The sequence below is a fragment of the Novosphingobium sp. P6W genome (assembly GCF_000876675.2).
Taxonomy (GTDB): domain Bacteria; phylum Pseudomonadota; class Alphaproteobacteria; order Sphingomonadales; family Sphingomonadaceae; genus Novosphingobium.
In genome coordinates, this window is record NZ_CP030352.1 from 1,988,758 (window position 1) to 2,007,685 (window position 18,928).

The 18,928-nt window shown below is 65.9% G+C and carries 20 protein-coding genes; 12 read left to right on the forward strand and 8 right to left on the reverse strand.

Annotation, left to right across the window (positions count from 1 at the left end):
• Positions 1 to 77 precede the first annotated feature (77 nt).
• The 3 genes from TQ38_RS09690 to hrcA form a co-directional block, all read right to left on the reverse strand.
• Positions 78 to 341, reverse strand: a complete 264-nt coding sequence (locus tag TQ38_RS09690; protein ID WP_043973094.1) for a glycine zipper domain-containing protein — start codon at positions 339 to 341, stop codon at positions 78 to 80.
• A 243-nt stretch (positions 342 to 584) separates the two neighbouring features.
• On the reverse strand, positions 585 to 1,160 hold the full coding sequence (gene grpE, locus TQ38_RS09695; RefSeq protein ID WP_043973093.1) for a nucleotide exchange factor GrpE: 576 nt from the start codon (positions 1,158 to 1,160) through the stop codon (positions 585 to 587).
• A gap of 18 nt (positions 1,161 to 1,178) precedes the next feature.
• On the reverse strand, positions 1,179 to 2,222 hold the full coding sequence (gene hrcA, locus TQ38_RS09700; RefSeq protein ID WP_043973091.1) for a heat-inducible transcriptional repressor HrcA: 1,044 nt from the start codon (positions 2,220 to 2,222) through the stop codon (positions 1,179 to 1,181).
• A 128-nt stretch (positions 2,223 to 2,350) separates the two neighbouring features.
• On the opposite strand from hrcA, the gene rph reads away from it, so the two are divergent.
• The 4 genes from rph (at position 2,351) to TQ38_RS09720 (ending at position 5,832) form a co-directional block, all read left to right on the forward strand.
• A complete protein-coding gene (rph, locus tag TQ38_RS09705) occupies positions 2,351 to 3,067 on the forward strand; it encodes a ribonuclease PH (protein WP_043973089.1) in 717 nt (238 codons plus the stop codon).
• Between the two features lie 62 nt (positions 3,068 to 3,129).
• Positions 3,130 to 3,759 carry an RdgB/HAM1 family non-canonical purine NTP pyrophosphatase gene (gene rdgB / locus TQ38_RS09710; protein ID WP_043973489.1) on the forward strand — a complete coding sequence of 210 codons (630 nt, stop codon included), beginning with the start codon at positions 3,130 to 3,132 and terminating at the stop codon, positions 3,757 to 3,759.
• A 9-nt stretch (positions 3,760 to 3,768) separates the two neighbouring features.
• Positions 3,769 to 4,920, forward strand: a complete 1,152-nt coding sequence (hemW, locus tag TQ38_RS09715) for a radical SAM family heme chaperone HemW (protein WP_043973087.1) — start codon at positions 3,769 to 3,771, stop codon at positions 4,918 to 4,920.
• A gap of 12 nt (positions 4,921 to 4,932) precedes the next feature.
• Positions 4,933 to 5,832 carry a tyrosine recombinase XerC gene (locus tag TQ38_RS09720; RefSeq protein WP_043973085.1) on the forward strand — a complete coding sequence of 300 codons (900 nt, stop codon included), beginning with the start codon at positions 4,933 to 4,935 and terminating at the stop codon, positions 5,830 to 5,832.
• Positions 5,833 to 5,865: 33 nt separating this feature from the next.
• On the opposite strand, the gene TQ38_RS09725 is transcribed toward TQ38_RS09720, so the two are convergent.
• The 4 genes from TQ38_RS09725 to rsmI all read right to left on the reverse strand — a co-directional run bounded on the left by TQ38_RS09725 (position 5,866) and on the right by rsmI (position 8,776).
• A complete protein-coding gene (locus TQ38_RS09725) occupies positions 5,866 to 6,468 on the reverse strand; it encodes a DedA family protein (protein WP_043973083.1) in 603 nt (200 codons plus the stop codon).
• Positions 6,469 to 6,489: 21 nt separating this feature from the next.
• Positions 6,490 to 7,461 carry a glutathione synthase gene (gene gshB / locus TQ38_RS09730; RefSeq protein WP_043973081.1) on the reverse strand — a complete coding sequence of 324 codons (972 nt, stop codon included), beginning with the start codon at positions 7,459 to 7,461 and terminating at the stop codon, positions 6,490 to 6,492.
• A 114-nt stretch (positions 7,462 to 7,575) separates the two neighbouring features.
• Positions 7,576 to 7,935 carry a YraN family protein gene (locus TQ38_RS09735; protein WP_043973078.1) on the reverse strand — a complete coding sequence of 120 codons (360 nt, stop codon included), beginning with the start codon at positions 7,933 to 7,935 and terminating at the stop codon, positions 7,576 to 7,578.
• 13 nt (positions 7,936 to 7,948) lie between these two features.
• A complete protein-coding gene (gene rsmI, locus TQ38_RS09740) occupies positions 7,949 to 8,776 on the reverse strand; it encodes a 16S rRNA (cytidine(1402)-2'-O)-methyltransferase (RefSeq protein WP_043973486.1) in 828 nt (275 codons plus the stop codon).
• Between the two features lie 40 nt (positions 8,777 to 8,816).
• Between rsmI and TQ38_RS09745 the strand changes: the two genes are divergently transcribed.
• The 3 genes from TQ38_RS09745 (at position 8,817) to TQ38_RS09755 (ending at position 13,516) form a co-directional block, all read left to right on the forward strand.
• Positions 8,817 to 10,013 carry a penicillin-binding protein activator gene (locus TQ38_RS09745; protein ID WP_043973077.1) on the forward strand — a complete coding sequence of 399 codons (1,197 nt, stop codon included), beginning with the start codon at positions 8,817 to 8,819 and terminating at the stop codon, positions 10,011 to 10,013.
• Positions 10,014 to 10,209: 196 nt separating this feature from the next.
• Positions 10,210 to 12,219: a DNA topoisomerase IV subunit B gene (parE, locus tag TQ38_RS09750; RefSeq protein ID WP_043973076.1), complete on the forward strand. Its 2,010-nt coding sequence runs from the start codon at positions 10,210 to 10,212 to the stop codon at positions 12,217 to 12,219.
• Positions 12,212 to 13,516 (forward strand): serine hydrolase, encoded by a 1,305-nt coding sequence (locus tag TQ38_RS09755; RefSeq protein ID WP_043973075.1) that lies wholly within the window; start codon positions 12,212 to 12,214, stop codon positions 13,514 to 13,516. The genes parE and TQ38_RS09755 overlap by 8 nt, the downstream gene beginning before the upstream one ends.
• 7 nt (positions 13,517 to 13,523) lie before the next feature.
• Here the strand turns inward: TQ38_RS09755 and TQ38_RS09760 are convergent, their stop codons facing one another.
• The gene (locus tag TQ38_RS09760) at positions 13,524 to 14,708 is read right to left on the reverse strand and encodes a glycosyltransferase family 87 protein (protein WP_043973074.1); all 1,185 of its coding nucleotides are present in this window, start codon (positions 14,706 to 14,708) and stop codon (positions 13,524 to 13,526) included.
• A 126-nt stretch (positions 14,709 to 14,834) separates the two neighbouring features.
• Here TQ38_RS09760 and TQ38_RS09765 point away from each other — a divergent pair, with 126 nt between their 5' ends.
• From TQ38_RS09765 to TQ38_RS09785, 5 genes are all read left to right on the forward strand, one after another.
• Positions 14,835 to 15,680 carry a MoxR family ATPase gene (locus TQ38_RS09765; RefSeq protein WP_043973072.1) on the forward strand — a complete coding sequence of 282 codons (846 nt, stop codon included), beginning with the start codon at positions 14,835 to 14,837 and terminating at the stop codon, positions 15,678 to 15,680.
• A gap of 1 nt (position 15,681) precedes the next feature.
• Complete coding sequence (locus TQ38_RS09770) at positions 15,682 to 16,116, forward strand: GFA family protein (RefSeq protein ID WP_043973070.1); 435 nt, start codon at positions 15,682 to 15,684, stop codon at positions 16,114 to 16,116.
• Between the two features lie 3 nt (positions 16,117 to 16,119).
• Positions 16,120 to 17,022 carry a DUF817 domain-containing protein gene (locus TQ38_RS09775; RefSeq protein ID WP_043973069.1) on the forward strand — a complete coding sequence of 301 codons (903 nt, stop codon included), beginning with the start codon at positions 16,120 to 16,122 and terminating at the stop codon, positions 17,020 to 17,022.
• A 7-nt stretch (positions 17,023 to 17,029) separates the two neighbouring features.
• A complete protein-coding gene (locus TQ38_RS09780) occupies positions 17,030 to 18,211 on the forward strand; it encodes a VWA domain-containing protein (protein ID WP_043973067.1) in 1,182 nt (393 codons plus the stop codon).
• Between the two features lie 234 nt (positions 18,212 to 18,445).
• Complete coding sequence (locus tag TQ38_RS09785) at positions 18,446 to 18,727, forward strand: hypothetical protein (RefSeq protein ID WP_043973065.1); 282 nt, start codon at positions 18,446 to 18,448, stop codon at positions 18,725 to 18,727.
• Positions 18,728 to 18,928: the final 201 nt, after the last annotated feature.

Sequence of the window (18,928 nt, forward strand, 5' to 3'; positions counted from 1 at the left end):
GAAACGAAACGGGGCGCGGCGATATTTCGTCCGCGCCCCACGTGCGACCCATTCGGGTTATCTAATCCGCGCCGGGATCAGCAATCGCGATCCCAGTAACGGTCGCCGCGGCGGTCGTAGCGATAGCAGCCGCGATCGCCATCCTTCTTGGCGGTGGAGCCAGCCACAGCGCCTGCTGCCGCACCGATCGCCGCGCCGGTGGCTACGTTGCCGCCCGTAATGGCACCGACGCCTGCACCGAGTGCGCCGCCGGCGAGAGCGCCTTCACCGCCGTAGTTGCTGGCACAGCCAGCCATGCTGAACGCACCGGCTGCGAGGATGGGGAGGATAAACTTACGCATCGATGGTCTCCGAAAAAGTCATGCTATGCCAAGTCAACGGAGAAAAACGCGAGAGGTTCCGCCGCAACAAAACGACACATGCTTCGGTACGCTCGGCATAAGCAGTGTTTGCCGGAAAAATGCCCGACCGCAAACATAACCCCGGCAAAGCACTACGCAAACGCAGCGCCGCCGGGGTCATGCATTTAACAAAATCCGCTCAGGCCGAGCTGGTCGAAGCCCCCTGACCCAAGCGCATCGCTATCAGTCGGGCTTCTTGGCCACGGCCACCATCGCGGGGCGCAGCAGGCGGTCCTTGATCATGTAACCGGCCTGGAGTTCCTGCACGATCGTGCCCGCTTCGACATCGGCCGAGGGAACCTCGATCATCGCCTGATGCTGGTTGGGATCGAGCGGCATACCCATCGCGGCGATGCGGGTGATGCCGTGGCTGGTGAACACCTTGTCGATCTCGCGGCCCGTGGCCTCGATCCCGGCGACGAGGCCCTTGAGCTTCTCGTCCTCGCGCATGTCGGCGGGGATCGCCGTCAGCGCGCGGGCCAGGTTGTCGGACACCGACAGGATGTCGCGGGCAAAGCCGGTGGCGGCATAGGCGCGCGTGTCGGCGACGTCCTTTTCCAGACGGCGGCGCACGTTCTGCGTTTCGGCGCGGGCGTAAAGCACTTCCTGCTTCGCGCCGGCCAGTTCCTCACGCAACTGCGCCAGTTCTTCGTTCTCGCCCTTGGAATCCAACATATCCTCGGGAACCCCCTTCAGTTCCTCGGCCACGGCGGCGTCTACAGTCTGGTCTTCGGGAGACTGCTTCTTGTCGTCGGTCATATTCTTCTACTGTTCCAGCTATCCGATGAGCTTGCCCAGGCTCTGGGCAGTGAAATCCACCATGGGCACTACGCGCGCATAATTCAACCGCGTGGGGCCGATAACCCCCACCACGCCGACCACCTTTCCTTCCCGGTCCCGGTACGGCGAGGCAATCACCGAAGACCCGGAAAGCGCGAAAAGCCGGTTCTCCGAGCCGATGAATATCCGCGTCGCCTGCGCCTCGCGCGCGGTGTCGAGCAGGTCGGCGACCGATTGCTTGTTTTCAAGGTCGTCGAGCAGCGAGCGCACCCGTTCGAGATCGGTCAGGGCGGCCTCGTCCAGCAGATTCGCCTGTCCGCGCACGATCAGCACCGGGCGGGCCATGGCGTCCTCGCTCCACACGGCCAGCCCGCGCTCGACAAGGTCGCGGCTTGCGGCATCGAGCGCCGACTTGCCCGAGGATATGTCGGCGCGCATCGCCAGCGCGGCTTCGGCCAGCGTGCGGCCGATCAGATGCGCGGAAATGTAGTTGGAGGCTTCCTCCAGAGCACCGGGCGGCAGGCCCATGGGCAGTTCGACGATGCGGTTTTCCACCCCGCCGTCCTCGCCCACCAAAACGGCCAGCGCCCTTCCCGGCCCCAGCGGTACGAGTTGCAGGTGCGTCAGGCGCGGCTCACGCCGGGGCACCATGACCACGCCCGCGCCCGAAGTGAGGCTGGAAAGCAGCGCACTGGTCGCCTCCAGCGCTGCCTCGATCGGGCCGGGGGTCGAGATGCGGCTCTCGATCGCCAGGCGTTCCTCCACCGTGGGTTCGGCCACCTGCATGATGCCGTCCACGAACAGGCGAAGCCCCGCTTCGGTCGGCAGGCGACCGGCGCTGGTATGCGGCGCGGCGAGCAGGCCCTGCCCTTCAAGGTCCGCCAGCACCGAGCGGATCGAGGCGGAGGACAGGTTCATGCCCCCCGGCCCGGCCAGGATCTTCGAACCGACCGGCGCACCGGTGGCGAGATAGCCTTCCACCACCAGCCGGAAGATGTCGCGGGCACGGGTGGTCATTTCGGTGATCGGCGGCGTGGGCATATGTTTCATTTAGGCGATGCCCCGGCTTAGGCAATGCCCCGCTTGGGGAGAGGCGACTTCCACAGGACTTGCAGCCCCGCAGCTTATGCGACTAGGGGCCGAGCGTAGTTTCACACAAGGATGACTCCATGCGACCTTCAGGCCGTGCCGCAGACGAAATGCGCGCCATCGAAATCCAGACCGGCTTCACCAAGCACGCCGAAGGCTCGGTGCTGATCTCGTTCGGCGATACGCGCGTGCTGGTCACCGCATCGGTCGAGGAAAAGGTGCCGCCGTTCCTGCGCGGCAAGGGCGAAGGCTGGGTGACGGCAGAATACTCGATGCTGCCCCGCGCCACGCACACGCGCGGCAGCCGTGAAGCGGCCAAGGGCAAGCAGTCGGGCCGCACTCAGGAAATCCAGCGCCTGATCGGCCGTTCCTTGCGTTCGGTGGTCGACATGAAGAAGCTGGGCGAGCGCCAGATCGTGCTCGACTGCGATGTGATCCAGGCCGACGGCGGCACCCGCACCGCCTCGATCTCGGGCGCATGGGTCGCGCTGCGCCTTGCGGTCGACAAGCTGATGGCCGAAGGCAAGATCAAGGAAGACCCGATCCAGGCCCGCGTCGCCGCCGTTTCCTGCGGCATCTGCGAGGGTAACCCGGTTCTCGACCTCGACTACATCGAGGACAGCGCTGCCGACGCCGACGCCAACTTCGTGCTGATCGAAGGCGGCAAGATCGCCGAAGCACAGGCCACCGCCGAAGGCGCGACGTATGACGAAGAAGGCCTGCTGCGCCTCCTGCGCCTTGCCCGCATCGGCTGCGAGGGTATCTTCGCAGCGCAGGCCAAGGCTGTTGGCCGCTAAAATTACCCTGCGTGGCCTCCGCCAATGTGGAGGCCATGCGCTTGATGCGAAAGGAATATTCGATGACCCGGAAACTCGACGGACAACGCCTGGTCATCGCCACGCACAATGCGGGCAAGCTGCGCGAGATTTCCGCGCTGCTCGCCCCTTACGGCATCGAGTGCCTGTCCGCTGGCCAGCTCGGCCTGCCCGAGCCTGAGGAAACCGGCACTACCTTCGCCGCCAATGCCCTGCTGAAGGCCCACGCCGCCGCCAAGGCCGCGCAATTGCCGGCGCTTGCCGACGACAGCGGCCTTTCAGTGACGGCGCTGGGCGCACGCCCCGGTGTCTACACCGCCGACTGGGCCGAGCGGCAATGGTTCGAAGGCGATCCGGGCCGCGACTGGTACATGGCGATGGGCAAGGTCGAAGGTCTGCTCGCCCAGCAGGGCGCCGACGTCGACCGTTCGTGCTGGTTTTCCTGCACCCTCGCTATTGCCTGGCCCGAGGGTGACGAGGCCGTCTACGAGGGCCGCGTGAACGGTGTCTTCTGCTGGCCGCCGCGCGGGATCATGGGCTTCGGTTATGACCCCGCATTCGTTCCCGAAGGCCACGACCAGTCATTCGCCGAGCTGCCGCTCGCGGAAAAGCAGCGCATCAGCCACCGCGCCGATGCCTTTGCAAAGCTGGTCGCGGAGCAATTCGGCGCGTAAGCCGATCCGATGGCCCGCGCCCTATACATCCACTGGCCGTTCTGCCTCGCAAAGTGCCCCTACTGCGACTTCAACAGCCATGTCCGTGACCGGGTCGACCATGCCGCGTGGCAGGACGGACTGCTCGCCGACATGCGCCACGAACACGCGCTGGCAGGCGGCGAGCCGCTCGATTCGATCTTCTTCGGCGGCGGCACGCCATCGCTGATGCCTCCTGCCCTCGTGGCACGGCTGCTGGAGGAAGCGGAAAAGCTCTGGGGCTTTGCGCCCGGCATCGAGATCACGCTGGAGGGCAACCCCTCCTCGGTCGAGGCGGCGAACTATGCCGCGCTGGCCAGCGTCGGCGTTAACCGCGTATCGCTGGGCATTCAGGCGCTCGACAACGAGACGCTGCGTTTTCTCGGCCGCCTGCACGATGCCGGTGAGGGGCTTGCCGCGCTGGATGTGGCGCAGGCGCATTTCGACCGGGTCAGCTTCGACCTCATCTATGCCCGCCCCGGCCAGTCTCTGGATGGCTGGAAAGCGGAGCTTTCGCAGGCGCTGTCCTACGGGACGGGGCACCTTTCGCTCTACCAGCTGACCATCGAGCCGGGCACCCGCTTCGAGACGATGGTGCGCAAGGGCGACTTCACGCCGCTGGACGAAGACGCCTGCGCCGACATGTTCGCCCTCACCCGCGAGATGACCGCCGCTGCCGGCCTCCCCGCCTATGAAATCAGCAACCACGCCCGCCCCGGCGAGGAAAGCCGCCACAACCTGACGTACTGGCGCTATCAGGACTATTGCGGCATCGGCCCCGGCGCGCACGGACGGCGCGGCGGCGTGGCCACCGTGCGCCACCGCAAGCCGGAGAACTGGCTGGCCGGCATCGACGCCAAGCGCCACGGCGTTGTCGAGGAACGCGGCCTCGGTCTCTCCGAACAGGCGAGCGAGGCCATGCTGATGGGCCTGCGCCTGCGCGAAGGCGTGGACCTCGATGTGATGGCCGCGCGTTTCGGCCACGATCCGGCGCAGCTATGCGATACTTCCAAGGCCAGCTTCTATGAGAGCCAGGGCCTGATCCGGCGCGAAGGTTCGTGGATCGGCGTGACCGAGGCCGGCATGTGCCTGCTCGACGGCTTGCTGGGCGAACTGGTTCCCTCAGGCTTGGTCGAAGGCTGATGGTCCACGCTCTTGTCCCATAAGGCCGACCTGATGGAGGCATGGGGCGCGTATCTGGCGCACGATCGCCGCCGCAGTCCGCATACCGTGCGCGCTTATCTGGCAACGGCGTCGCGCCTGCTGGATGCGCTGGGGGAAACCGATTGGGGTTCGCTGGCGAAGATCGAGGCTCCGGCGCTGCGCGGTCATCTTGCGGCGCGGCGGCAGGACGGGATCGGCAATGTTTCCGCCGCGCGCGAACTTTCGGCGCTCAAGGCCTTCCTCTCCTTCGCCCGCGACCGGGCCGGAATGGCGCAGGCGGCCCCGCCGCGCCTCAAGGGTCCGCGCGTGAAGAAGGGCCTGCCGCGCCCAGTCACTCCCGACGAGGCTGTGAACCTTGCCTCCACCGTGGAGGAAGACGCCTCGCAGCCCTGGATCGGTGCGCGCGACCGGGCGGTGCTGCTGCTCCTTTATGGCGCCGGCCTGCGCATTGCCGAGGCCCTGTCGCTGACCGGCGCGGCGCTTCCTTTGGGTGAGACGCTGGTGGTTACCGGCAAGGGCGGCAAGCAACGCATGGTGCCCTTGCTGCCAATCGTCCGCTCAGGCGTGACGGATTACGTGACGAAATGCCCCTGGCCGGTAGAGCGGGACAAGGCGCTGTTCCGGGGCGCCAAGGGCGGGCCGCTTTCGCAGGGCATGGTGCAAAAGGCAGTGGCGCGGGCTCGTATCTCGCTGGGCCTGCCGGCAAGTGCTACGCCGCATGCCTTGCGCCACAGCTTTGCGACGCATCTGCTGGGCGCGGGCGCGGACCTGCGTTCTCTTCAGGAACTGCTGGGGCATGTGTCGCTGAGTTCGACGCAGATATACACGCGGGTGGACGCGGCGACCTTGCTGGACGTTTACCGCAACGCACATCCCAGGGAACGGGGCTGACCTAGCCGCCGCTGTCCGCAGCTGCCCCGGCAATCACTCCTCGCGCGGTTTCCACGTCGCCACGCGCCAGACATAGCCGATCACGGTCGCCACGCCGATCGCCACGGTAACCCATCCCAGCCATACTTCGGCCTCGGACAGCGTATGGCCAAGCCAGCGCCCGCCCAGGATCAGCAGCGCGTTCCAGATCGCCGCGCCCGCAGCGGTGAACAGCAGAAACCGCACATGCCCCATGTGCGCCAGTCCGGCCGGGACAGAAATCATCGTGCGAAACATCGGCATGAAGCGCAGCAGGAAAACCACCCAGTGCCCATGCCGCCGCAAGAACCGCCCGGCCACTTCGACATCGTGCCACTCCAGCGTAAGCCAGCGGCCCCAGCGGTCGATGAACGGGCGCAGGCGCTCGTACCCCAGGCGGTCGGCGAGGAGGAACAGGACATAGTTGCCCAGCGCCGCACCGGCAGTACCCCATAGCAGCAGCGGCCAGAACTGCATGTCTCCGCGCGCCACGGCGATCCCGCCAAGGCCCATGATGACCTCGGACGGGATCGGCGGGATGATGTTCTCCAGCGCCATCAGGAACATGATGCCGAGATAGCCGCCCTGCCGGACGATTTCGTAGATCCACTCAGCCATGGAGTCCGCCGATCGGCTCGATCACATCGCCGCGTGCCGGACCTCGATGGCGTCCCAGATCATGGCCCCCGTATCGGTGCCGTTGAAGCGGTCTATCGCCACGATGCCGGTGGGCGAAGTCACGTTGATTTCCGTCAGCCATTTTCCGCCAATCACGTCGATGCCGACAAAAACCAGCCCGCGCGCCTTCAGTTCCGGGCCAAGCGCTGCGCAGATTTCCTCTTCAGCCGAAGTGAGCTGGCTGGCCTCGGCCGACCCGCCCACCGCGAGGTTGGAGCGAAACTCGCCCTCGCCCGGCTTGCGGTTGATGGCGCCCGCGAACACGCCGTCGACCAGCACGATGCGCTTGTCGCCTTCGGACACGTCGGGGAGGAAAGGCTGGACCATGAACGGTTCGACCCATGCGTTCTCGAACATCTCGATCAGCGCGCCCAGGTTGGAGCCGTCGGCAGGCACGCGGAACACTGCCTTGCCGCCGTTGCCGTGGAGCGGCTTGATGACGATATCGCCCGGATGACGCTGGTTGAACGCCTTCACGTCCTCGATCCGGCGGGCAATGAAGGTCGGCGGCATGAACCGCGCGTAGTCCAGCACGAAGACCTTCTCCGGCGCATTGCGCACGGCCACCGGATCGTTGACCACCAGCGTGCGCCCGGCAAGGCGCTCCAGCAGGTGGGTGGCGGTGATATAGCCGAGATCGAACGGCGGGTCCTGGCGCATCAGCACCACGTCGATGTCTTCGCCAAGGTCGATCAAGCGGTATTCGCCGCGCGTGAAGTGAGCGCCTTCCACCTTCTGCACGGTTACCGGCGCGCCCCAGCAGGTAAGCCGTCCGGCAGCCCCGTGCGAGGCATCATAGGCCAGCGTGCGCACGTCGTAATGGAACAGGGTATGCCCCCGCGCCTGCGCGCTGAGCATCAGTGCGAACGAGCTGTCGCCCCCGATCTTGACGGTTTCGAGCGGGTCCATCTGGACGGCTACGCGTAAGCTCATGGCAGGTATCGGCCTTTGCGAAAGGGTTGTCGGGCGCGGCTTAGCCGCAACGCCCCAAAGGTGCGACCGGAATTGCGAGTTTCAAGCGTTGAGCTTTGCTAAACTATCGGCCGATCAGCCCATCGGCTGCCAGGCATTGACGATCCGGCGCGGCCATTGGCCGGGTGCGATGAGGATCACGTCGATACGCACGTCGTCGCCCGGCCGCTGGTAGCGCGCGGTCAGCAGCGCGGCGCCGTCCGCCACGCGCCTCAGCCGCCGTTCGTCGATCGCGATGTCGAGTTCCTTCGCGGTGCGCCGCCATTTCACCTCGACGAAGCACAGCATCCGCCCGCGCCGCGCGACGAGGTCCACTTCGCCGCGCCGGGTCTTCACCCGCCTTGCCAGCACCCGCCAACCGGTGAGCCACAGATAGAGCGCGGCCAAAGTCTCTCCGCGCCGTCCGTCGCGCTCGGCCTGCGCGCGGGCGTTCATTTCAGCTCCCCCGTCATTTCAGCTCCATCGCCCGCGCGTACAGCGTCTTGCGATCCAGCCCGGTCGCCTTGGCCACAGCCGCTGCCGCCTGCGAGGCCTTTGCCTCGGCCAGCGCCGCCAGCAGCAGCGCATCGACATCGACCTCGCCTTTCGCCTCGTCACGCGGCGGGGCGATCAGCAGCACGATCTCGCCTTTGGGAGGATGCGCCTCGTAGTGCGCGGCGATCTCTGACGGAGCGCCGGTACGGCATTCCTCGAACTTCTTGGTCAATTCGCGCGCCACGGCAACCTCGCGCCCCGGCAGTACCGCCTCGATCGCCGCCAGCGATGCACCCAGACGCGGCGCGGTTTCATAGAACACAAGCGTTGCCGGCACGGCGGCAAGGCTGGCAAGGGTATCCTCGCGCGCCTTGGCCTTGTTGGGCAGGAAGCCGGCGAACAGGAACCGGTCGTTCGGCAGGCCCGAAAGCGTTACCCCCACCACCGCGGCATTGGCGCCGGGCAGGCTGGTGACGGCAATGCCCCGCTCCCGCGCGGTGCGCACCAGCCGGTAACCCGGATCGGATATCAACGGCGTGCCCGCATCGCTGACCAGCGCCACGGGTTCCGCCTCCATCAGTGCCAGCAGGCGTTCGCGGTCATGCTCGCCTGCGTGATCATCGTAACGGATAAGCCGTTGCTTTATCCCCAGATGATGCAGCAGCTTTCCAGTGATACGGGTGTCCTCACAAGCGACAGCGGCCACCCCTTTCAGGGTTTCGACGGCGCGCAGGGTAATGTCCCCCAGGTTGCCAATGGGGGTTGCGACTATGTAAAGGCCCGGCGAAAGAGTGTTTTCCATCACCAGACTCATGGCCCATAGACCAAGGGAGCGGCAAGCAATGTTCGACAAAGGCCAAGATCGGCGGATCAATCGGCGCAATCTCCTCGCCGCAGCCGCGATGGCCGTGCTCGCGGGCTGCGCCGTCGTGCCCAAGGCCCCGACATCGACCGCCCCTCCCCCGCCGCCGCCAACGCGGCCCACGCAGAGCGATATCCCCGTCGACACCGAGCGTCACCGCGTGGCCCTGCTGGTGCCGGTGACAGGCGCGAATGCGGGCGTGGGCCAGTCGATCGCCAATGCCGCCAACATGGCTTTGCTCGACACCTCGGCAAAGAACCTGCGCGTCACCACCTACGACACCTCGGTCAACCCCGCCGAGGCCGCGCGCAAGGCCGTCGCCGATGGCAACCAGCTGATCCTGGGCCCGCTGCTGGCTGACGACATCCCGTCTGTCTCCGCCATCGCAAAGACCGCGAAGGTGCCGGTGATCTCGTTCTCGAACGACGAGAAGGCGGCCAACAAGGACGTCTTCATCATGGGCAACCTGCCTGGCCAGTCGGTCACCCGCACGGTCGAATATGCCCGCGCCCAGGGCATCTCGACTTTCGCGGCGCTGGTTCCGCGCGGTGACTATGGCGACCGCACCAGCAGCGCCCTGCTGGGCGCCGTGCGTGCAGGCGGCGGCTCGGTTATCGCGCTCGAACCCTATGAGCGCAGTGCCGCCTCGATCGCTTCGGCTGCGCAGCGGGTGAAGGCCAAGGGCGGCTTCGACGCGCTCCTCATCGCCGACAGCGGGAGCCTTTCGGCCCGCGCCGCGACCGCGTTCAAGGGTCCGGTGAAGGCCGGCGGCTCCACCGTGCGCGTGCTCGGCACCGAACTGTGGAGCGGCGAGCGTGAGCTGACCACTACCCCGGCACTGGCCGGCGCATGGTTCGCCACCGTTTCCGACCAGCGCTTCGGCCAGTTCTCCAAGAGCTACCGTGCCCGCTTCGGCGGCCAGCCCTTCCGCATCGCCACGCTGGGCTACGATGCCGTCCTGCTGACCTTGCGCGTCGCGCGCGACTGGAAGCCAGGCTCGCGCTTCCCGGCCGAGGCCCTGCGTGACACCAAGGCATTCCCCGGCGGGTTCCTGGGCGTGGACGGCGCTTTCCGCTTCACGCGCGGCGGCCTTGTCGAGCGGGCGCTGGAAGTGCGTGAAGTCCAGACCGGCGCCGTAAAAGTCATCAGCCCGGCCCCGGTCAAGTTCGGCGAGTGATTCGCCGCGGGCCGTTATTCAGGTCCGAGGCGCCCCCGCAGATGCTTCCGTTCGTGTCGATAGCCCCGGCACGAACGGATAAAACTGTTCCCGATTTGGTCCATACCGCTTTCAGGCCCTTGAAACGGGTGAGGCTGCGGAAAAACCTTGGCTACGCGCTTGCTTGCGGAATCGCGCTACCCCTATAGTCGCCCCTATGGCCGACGACCTGTTTGACAAGCTCCCCGCCGCAACCGGCGAATCCTACGATGGCTCCGCGATCGAGGTGCTGGAGGGGCTTGAACCCGTCCGACGCCGCCCCGGCATGTACATTGGCGGCACCGACGAACGCGCGCTGCACCACCTCGCCGCAGAAGTGCTCGACAACGCGATGGACGAGGCCGTCGCCGGCCATGCCAACCGCATCGAGTTCACGCTGGAGGAGGAACCCGGCACCGCCGGGCGCATCACCATCACCGACAACGGGCGCGGCATCCCGGTGGACGAACATCCCAAGTTCCCCGGCAAGTCGGCGCTGGAGGTGATCCTTTCCACGCTCCACTCGGGCGGCAAGTTCTCCGGCAAGGCCTACGCCACGTCGGGCGGCTTGCACGGCGTGGGTATCTCGGTGGTCAACGCGCTTTCGGTGAAAACCCGGGTCGAGGTGGCCCGCAACAAGGAACTCTACGCGCAGGAATTCTCGCGCGGGCAGACGCTCGGCCCGATCCAGCGCGTCGGCGCGGCGCCCAACAGGCGCGGCACCGCCGTCACCTTCACTCCCGACATCGAGATTTTCGGCGACCAGAAGTTCAAGCCCGCACGCCTGTTCAAACTGGTACGCTCCAAGGCCTATCTTTTCGCGGGCGTCGAAATCCGCTGGAAATGCGCGCCCGCACTGGCGGTTGACGGCGTTCCGGCCGAGGCGACCTTCCAGTTCCCCGGCGGCCTTGCCGACCATCTTGCCGAGCAGATCGGCACCCGCGAATGCGTCACCACGCAGTTCTTCTCCGGCAGCCAGGACTTCCCCAAGGGCGATGACGGTTCCGAACAGGGCCGGGTCGAATGGGCGATCGCCTGGCCGCTCTACTCCGACGGCGCCTATTCCTGGTACTGCAACACGATCCCGACCCCGGACGGCGGCACGCACGAACAGGGCCTGCGCGGCGCATTGACCAAGGGCATCCGCGCCTTTGCAGACCTCGTCGGGCAGGCCAAGAAGGCCAAGGACATCACCCCGGACGACGTGGTGACCGGCAGCGAAGTCATGCTCTCGGTCTTCATCCGCGACCCCCAGTTCCAGAGCCAGACCAAGGATCGCCTGACCTCGCCAGAGGCCGCGCGCATGGTGGAAGCTGCGGTGCGCGACCACTTCGATCACTTCCTCACCGACAATCTCGACCGGGGCAAGGCGCTGCTGGGCGCGGTGATGGAGCGTATGGACGACCGCCTGCGCCGCAAGGCCGAGCGCGAGGTCAAGCGCAAGACCGCCACCAACGCCCGCAAGCTGCGCCTCCCCGGCAAGCTGACGGACTGCTCGGGCGAAGGCAGCGGCGAAACCGAACTGTTCATCGTCGAGGGCGATTCGGCAGGCGGCTCGGCCAAGCAGGCGCGTGACCGCAAGACCCAGGCGATCCTGCCGATCCGCGGCAAGATCCTCAACGTCGCCAGCGCCACCGCCGACAAGATCCGCGCGAATTCCGAAATCGCGGACCTCGGCCTCGCGCTCGGCTGCGGCACCCGCAAGGACTGCAACGCGGACAACCTGCGCTACGACCGCGTCATCATCATGACCGACGCAGACGTCGACGGCGCCCACATCGCCACGTTGCTGATGACGTTCTTCTTCCAGGAAATGCCGGACCTGGTACGGCGCGGGCACCTCTACCTTGCCCAGCCGCCGCTCTATCGCCTCGTCTCCGGTTCGACCTCGGCCTATGCCCGGGACGATGCTCACCGCGCGGAACTGGAAGCGACGCAGTTCAAGAACAAGAAAGTCGAGGTCGGCCGCTTCAAGGGCCTTGGCGAGATGAACCCGCAACAGCTGCGCGAAACCACGATGAGCCCGAAAAGCCGTTCGCTGATCCGCATCACCCTGCCGCCGGAATACGAAGACCGCGCGGCGGTGAAGGACCTTGTCGACCGCCTGATGGGCCGCAATCCGGAACACCGTTTCCAGTTCATCCAGAACCGCGCGGGTGAAATCGACCCGGAGCTCATCGATGCGTGAAGCCGGTTTGCGCGCCGCCGCTGCGGCCGCGCTTTCCGGACTTTTCATCGCGCCGATTTGTGCTCACGCGCAGGACGATGCCGCCAGGCTGCTGGAAACGCGGGCCGGGGAAGTCATCGCCGTTCTGCAGGGCAAGCGCGATCCGGCCGATGTGTTCGACGCCCGGTTCCTTGCCGCCGTTCCGCCCGAACAGCTGCGAACGCTTGCCGCAAAACTCACCGCGCAGGGCGGCGAAGTACAAGGCTATGCCGGGTTCCTGCGCGAGAAACGGGGATCGGCCACTTTTACGCTGCGTTTCGCCCATGCCACCGCCCCGGCGCGGATCGAAATCAATCCGGCGGCGCCGGGCAAGGTGTCGGGTTTCCGCATCTTCGGCCTGACGCCGGCTGGCGACAGTTTCGAAAAAATCGACGCCGATTTCGCCAACCTTCATGGCAAGGCAGGCTACGCGGTCTTCCGGCTCGGAGAGGACGGCGGATCCCCCACCCTCACCCATGGCCGCGCTGCGGATACACGGCTGGCGATCGGCTCGACCTTCAAGCTCTACGTTCTGGCCGCCCTCACCCGGCAAGTGCAGCAGGGCCAGCGCCGCTGGAGCGACGTGGTTCCGGTTACGGGCAAGTCCTTCCCCGGCGGCACGATCCACAACCTCCCCGAAGGCGCGCCGGTGACGCTGCACACCCTCGCCAGCCTGATGATTTCGATCAGCGATAATTCCGCGACGGATATCCTCGTGCGGCTCCTCGGGCCCGAGGCGCTGGAGCGGGAAGTCAGGCTATCGGGCCACGCCAAACCCGAAGCCATGCTGCCGGTCCTGACGACGGGCGAGATTTTTGCCCTGAAAAGGCAGGGCAAGGACGCCGCAGAACGCTACGCCCGCGCAGCGCCTGCGCAGCGCACGGCCCAACTAGCGGCGCTCGATCTTTCAGGGATTTCCGAGGCAGACCCCGGCGAAGTCTTCGGCCACGGCCCTTCCGCGATCGAGCAGATCGAATGGTTCGCCTCGCCCGCCGACCTCGCGCGGATCATGGACGACCTGCGCAGGCTGGGCAGCAAGGAAGCTTTCGACATCCTGGCGATCAATCCCGCGATGGACGTCGTCACCGTCAAAGACTGGGCCTACGTGGGCTACAAGGGCGGCTCGGAAGACGGCGTGATCAGCATGACCTGGCTGCTGCGCGGCAAGACGGGTGCATGGTCGGTCGTAAGCGGCAGCTGGAACGACCCCAAGGCCGTAGTCGAAGACGACCGCTTCCAGATGCTGATGCTGCGGCTTACCAAGCTGGCAGGCGGGTAAGCCAGCGTTAGGCAGGCGCAATAGCCCGCCGCCAAACCGCCGCGAACAGCGCGGCCAGGACCAGCGGCATTACGGGAAGCCCGGCATTCATCGCCAGCGGTCGGGCAAAGGCGGGAGCGGCAACGGCGAGGGCGATTGCCAGCTTTTCCCAAGGCGCAAAGCCGCCGCGTAGCCCCTGCCCGGTCAACCACAGCAGCGGGAAAGCAAGGATGACCGTGTCGTAATCGAGCACGAACGGCGTCGCCAGTGGCGCTCCGGCGAGTGTCGCCGCGGCAAGAGCGGACGACCAGCGGCGGCGCCATGCAGCCCAGCCCAGCAGACTTGCAACCGCGAGTGAGACGATAGCCTGCACCGCGTAGGCCGCCGTGGTAGAGGTTCCCAGCAGCTTGAGTGCGGCGAAGGGGCTGGTCATCTTGGCATAGCCGACCGCTCCGGCTGCCATGGCATCCTCGGCCCGGGCGCTGGCGGCGAGCCAGTCGGGCCAGGTCTGCCACCCGAAGGAGAGCGCGGCGATGGCGGCCAGCACCAGCGCGGTCAGCGCGGCGGCGACGGTGACCTTCCATTCGCGAGTCAGCAGCAGGACCAGCGGGAGCAGCACGCCGAACTGCGGCTTGATCGTCGCCAGTCCGAACAGAATGCCCGCCAGCACCGGGCGCGAAGGCACCAGCCATGCACCCAGCCCCAGCAATCCGGCGACGAGGAAGGCGGTCTGTCCATGTGTCACCACGATCGGCACGGCGGGAAATGCCACGAACAGCAGCCACAGCGGCATCTGCGTGTCCGCCTCTCGCCACCAGCCGCGCAGGGCCGCGAGGTAGACGGCCGCCGTTGTTGCCAGCCAGATGCCCAGCGCCGGAAAGTAACCCAGCAGGCCGAGCGGCCGGCAGAACGGCAGGAAAGAAGGGGGATAGAAGAACGCGGTATATCCCGCGTCCGACGCAAAAAACAGGCGCTGCGCCGCGATGTGTGCTGCCCCGTCATAAGGGTTGGCGTGGGCGCCCAGCATCTGGCCGACCGTCCAGAAACTGATGAAGTCGCTCCCCAGCAGGAAGCCGTTGCGGTCCACCCCGCCGTGCGATGTCACGATCAAAGCGACCAACATCACGGCATTGAGCAACGCCAGCAGGCGCAGGTAGCCGCGCGCCCGCGCGGCGCCCAGCCAGTCCATCGTGCGCAGGAAATCGGCCCCCATGGCCCGTGCTGTGCAACGCGGTGGCGGGGTTGTCCATCGCCCGTTGTGCGCCTGTCGAACGAACTTGCCTTGCTGCGATGCACAACTTAGACCTTAATCGGATAGTTAAAGCGGACAGGACGGCCTATGCAGCGTTTCGAAGGCACCAGCGATTACGTCGCCACCGAGGATCTAAAGGTTGCGGTCAATGCCGCCGTGCTGCTGCGCCGCCCGCTGCTGGTGAAGGGCGAGCCCGGCACCGGCAAGACCGTGCTGGCCGAACAGATCGCCGCCGCCCTCAAGGCGCCGCTCATTACCTGGAACGTCAAATCCACCACCAAGGCGCATCAGGGCCTTTACGAATACGACGCCGTCGCCCGCCTGCGCGACGGCCAGCTCGGCGACGAGCGGGTGCACGATATCGGCAACTATATCCGCAAGGGCAAGCTGTGGGAGGCCTTCACCGCCCCCGAACTGCCGGTCCTGCTGATCGACGAGATCGACAAGGCCGATGTCGAATTCCCCAACGACCTGCTGGCCGAACTCGATCGCATGGCCTTCGACGTCTACGAAACCGGCCAGCATATCGCCGCCGTGGAACGCCCGGTGGTGGTCATCACCTCGAACAACGAGAAGGACCTGCCTGACGCTTTCCTGCGCCGCTGCTTCTTTCATTACATCAAGTTTCCCGACCGCGAGACGATGGAAGCGATCGTCGACGTGCATTTCCCCGGCATCCAGAAGACCCTGGTGCGCAAGGCGATGGAGATTTTCTACGAACTGCGCGACGTGCCCGGCCTGAAGAAGAAGCCCTCGACCAGCGAACTGCTGGACTGGCTCAAGCTGCTGCTGAACGAGGACATGCCGCTGGACGTCCTGCAGAACAAGGACCCCGCCAAGGCGATCCCACCGCTCCACGGTGCGCTGCTGAAGAACGAGCAGGACGTGATGCTGTTCGAACGGCTGGCATTCATGACGCGCCGGGGCAACTGAGATGGCCGCACCCTATACCGGGCGCTGCAATTGCGGCGCCATCGCCGTCACCATCACGGCAGAGCCGGTGGCGACCCGCCAGTGCTGGTGCCGCCAGTGCCAGCGCATTGCCGCAGGTGGGCCGACCAACAACGCGATGTTCCCGGCCGAGGCCGTCACGATCACCGGCCCGCGCGCCGACCACGCCTATGTCGCAGCCAGCGGCAATGTCCTGACGCATGAGTTCTGCGCGGATTGCGGCACGCCGGTACTCGGGCGGTCCAACGCCCGGCCGCAGTTCCGCACGATCCGCCTGGGCCTGCTGGACGAAGGGCATGGCCTCAAGCCCGCAATGGCGATCTGGACGGACGAGGCGCCCGACTGGGCGGTGATCGATCCGGCGCTGGAACGCTTCCCCGCGCAGCCTCCAGCGCCCGTTCCATCGTCGGCGAGCTGATCCTTGCCGACGCCTTCCGGCGCGCCGGAGCTTATTGCCCATACGCGCTTTGCCGCGATCCGGGCGCGTCTCGAACGGTTCGAGCCGCGTCCGGGCTGGCGGGCATGGCTCTACGAATTCCTGCTTTTCGGGTTCAAGCAGGGCTGGGCCTGCCTGTTCGGCGCGCTGCTGCTGGGCCTCTTGCTGGGCACTCACCTGTTCTATCCGGCGGATGCGCCGCTGGCCCGCTACGATTTCCTGACGCTGAGCGCGCTGGGCATCCAGATCGCGATGCTGGCGCTGCGGCTGGAGACGATGGAGGAGGCCAGGGTGATCCTTGCCTTCCATATCGTCGGCACGGTCATGGAACTGTTCAAGACCGCTTTCGGATCATGGCAGTATCCCGAGGCCAGCCTGCTGCGCATCGCCGGCGTGCCGCTGTTCTCCGGCTTCATGTACGCGGCGGTAGGCAGTTACATCGCGCGCGTCTGGCGCATCTTCGACTTCCGGTTTTCGCGCTATCCCAGTCCGGCGCTGAGCGCGGCGCTGGCGGCGGCGATCTACGTCAACTTCTTCGCGCACCATTGGCTGCCCGACATGCGCCTTGTCCTGTTTGCGCTGTTGGCGCTGTTCTTCGCGCGCACCCGCATCTGGTTTCGCGTCTGGCGCGAGGACCGCTGGATGCCGCTGCTGCTGGGCTGGCTGCTGGTGGCGCTGTTCATCTGGTTCGCCGAGAACATCTCCACGTTCTCCCGCGCCTGGATCTACCCGGACCAGCGCGGCGGCTGGGCACTGGTCCATCCGTCCAAGCTGGGCGCATGGTATCTGCTGATGTATATTTCGTTCGTACTGGTCGCGTCGGTGCACCGGCCAAGGGCGAAGGAAGCGGACGCCCGCGCCTCGTCCGCCCACGCCGAGGTGAGGTGATGATCCCATGTTCCTGAACTTCATCGACGAACTGCGCGCCGCAGGTATCCAGGCTTCGCTCAAAGAGCACCTCGTGCTGCTGGAGGCGCTCGACAAGGACGTGATCGACCAGACGCCCGAGGCGTTCTACTACCTTGCCCGCGCCACGTTCGTGAAGGACGAGGGCCTGCTCGACCGTTTCGACCAGGTGTTCCAGAAGGTCTTCAAGGGCATTCTCAGCGACTACGGCCAGCAGCCGGTCGACATTCCCGAGGACTGGCTGAAGAAGCTCGCCGAACGCTATTTCTCGCCCGAGGAAATGGAGAAGGTGAAGGCGCTCGGCTCGTGGGACGAGATCATGGAGACGCTCAAGAAGCGGCTCGAGGAGCAGCAGAAGCGGCATCAGGGCGGTAACAAATGGGTGGGCACCAATGGCACTTCGCCGTTCGGGCACTCGGGCTACAACCCCGAAGGCGTGCGCATCGGCGGTGAAGGCCAGCACGGCCGCGCGGTGAAGGTCTGGGAAAAGCGCGAGTTCGCCAATCTCGACAACACCAAGGAACTGGGCACCCGCAACATCAAGGTGGCGCTGCGCCGATTGCGCCGTTTCGCCCGCGAAGGCGCGGCAGAGGAACTCGATCTCGACGAGACGATCCGGGGCACCGCGAAACAGGGCTGGCTAGACGTGGTCATGCGGCCCGAGCGGCACAATGCGGTGAAGGTGCTGCTGTTCCTCGACGTGGGCGGCTCGATGGACCCGTTCATCAGCCTCATGGAGGAACTGTTCAGCGCCGCCACCGGCGAGTTCAAGAACATGGAGTTCTTCTACTTTCACAACTGCCTCTACGAAGGCGTGTGGAAGGACAACAAGCGCCGCTGGTCGCAGCGCACGTCAACCTGGGACCTGCTCCACAAGTACGGGCATGACTACAAGGTGATCTTCGTCGGCGACGCCGCGATGAGCCCGTATGAGATCAGCCATCCCGGCGGCTCGGTGGAGCACATGAACGAGGAAGCCGGCGCCGTCTGGCTCGGCCGCGTGGTGCAGACCTATCCGGCAACGGTCTGGCTCAACCCCTCGCCCGAGCGGCAGTGGGCCTATTCCGGTTCGACCAAGATGATCCGCGAGATCGTGGGCGGCTCGATGTTCCCGCTGACGCTGGACGGGCTGGACAAGGCGATGCGGGAACTGACGCGCAAGAAGGGGTAGAGCTACCGGCCGATACTCCCCACCTCCGCTCGTCCTGAGCTTGTCGAAGGACCGCAGCGCAGCGTGAGCATCCTTCGACAAGCTCAGGACGAGCGGAGGTGGGGATAACGGGATAATGGGATAACGGGAGGGCGGGTTGGATCAGGCGCGGTGTGACTGCGTCTCAACTTTCCCGGTTACCTATTGGCGGCGCGGTTGCAGCGGCGTAGACTGGCTTTTCAAAGGAGAATGGCGATGACTACGGCTCTGCTTCTGCTTGCGACCGCGCTTGGCGCAGCGCCTGCGCCGGACGGCGACAAGTCACAGGACCGCCGCAAGTGCGAATACGTCATCCAGCGGGCGGTCGAAAAGTCCGGTCGTCAGCCGCAGGCGATATCGCCCTCCCGGCCCTTGCTGCTCAGCGCCGTCGAAAAGCGGGTTCAGGGTTGCCCGGTGCTGGTCGAAGCCGGCACCGGCAGGATGATCGAGCCGCCCGTCTTCAACGACGGACCGGCCCGGAAATCCCCCGCTCAGTAAAGCAGCAGTGGCCCTATTCCGGTTGAACGACGGCGATACGGGAACTGACGCGTAAGAAGGGTTAGCGCGAGCGACATTCAATTGTGTCGATTGATCCAAACATCCCGCATTCCGCACCGTCACCCTGAACTTGTTTCAGGGTCCATCTTGCCGTTCACGCCGACGCTCGATCGGATAGATGGATCCTGAAACAAGTTCAGG

Coding starts and splice junctions, on each gene's coding strand:
- TQ38_RS09690 (WP_043973094.1), bottom strand. CDS start 341: ATGCGTAAGTTTATCCTCCCCATCCTCGCAGCCGGTGCGTTCAGCATG.
- TQ38_RS09765 (WP_043973072.1), top strand. CDS start 14,835: ATGCAGCGTTTCGAAGGCACCAGCGATTACGTCGCCACCGAGGATCTA.
- gshB (WP_043973081.1), bottom strand. CDS start 7,461: ATGAGCTTACGCGTAGCCGTCCAGATGGACCCGCTCGAAACCGTCAAG.
- rsmI (WP_043973486.1), bottom strand. CDS start 8,776: ATGGAAAACACTCTTTCGCCGGGCCTTTACATAGTCGCAACCCCCATT.
- rph (WP_043973089.1), top strand. CDS start 2,351: ATGCGACCTTCAGGCCGTGCCGCAGACGAAATGCGCGCCATCGAAATC.
- TQ38_RS09745 (WP_043973077.1), top strand. CDS start 8,817: ATGTTCGACAAAGGCCAAGATCGGCGGATCAATCGGCGCAATCTCCTC.
- hrcA (WP_043973091.1), bottom strand. CDS start 2,222: ATGCCCACGCCGCCGATCACCGAAATGACCACCCGTGCCCGCGACATC.
- TQ38_RS09760 (WP_043973074.1), bottom strand. CDS start 14,708: ATGGGGGCCGATTTCCTGCGCACGATGGACTGGCTGGGCGCCGCGCGG.
- grpE (WP_043973093.1), bottom strand. CDS start 1,160: ATGACCGACGACAAGAAGCAGTCTCCCGAAGACCAGACTGTAGACGCC.
- parE (WP_043973076.1), top strand. CDS start 10,210: ATGGCCGACGACCTGTTTGACAAGCTCCCCGCCGCAACCGGCGAATCC.
- rdgB (WP_043973489.1), top strand. CDS start 3,130: ATGACCCGGAAACTCGACGGACAACGCCTGGTCATCGCCACGCACAAT.
- TQ38_RS09785 (WP_043973065.1), top strand. CDS start 18,446: ATGACTACGGCTCTGCTTCTGCTTGCGACCGCGCTTGGCGCAGCGCCT.
- hemW (WP_043973087.1), top strand. CDS start 3,769: ATGGCCCGCGCCCTATACATCCACTGGCCGTTCTGCCTCGCAAAGTGC.
- TQ38_RS09755 (WP_043973075.1), top strand. CDS start 12,212: ATGCGTGAAGCCGGTTTGCGCGCCGCCGCTGCGGCCGCGCTTTCCGGA.
- TQ38_RS09780 (WP_043973067.1), top strand. CDS start 17,030: ATGTTCCTGAACTTCATCGACGAACTGCGCGCCGCAGGTATCCAGGCT.
- TQ38_RS09725 (WP_043973083.1), bottom strand. CDS start 6,468: ATGGCTGAGTGGATCTACGAAATCGTCCGGCAGGGCGGCTATCTCGGC.
- TQ38_RS09770 (WP_043973070.1), top strand. CDS start 15,682: ATGGCCGCACCCTATACCGGGCGCTGCAATTGCGGCGCCATCGCCGTC.
- TQ38_RS09735 (WP_043973078.1), bottom strand. CDS start 7,935: ATGAACGCCCGCGCGCAGGCCGAGCGCGACGGACGGCGCGGAGAGACT.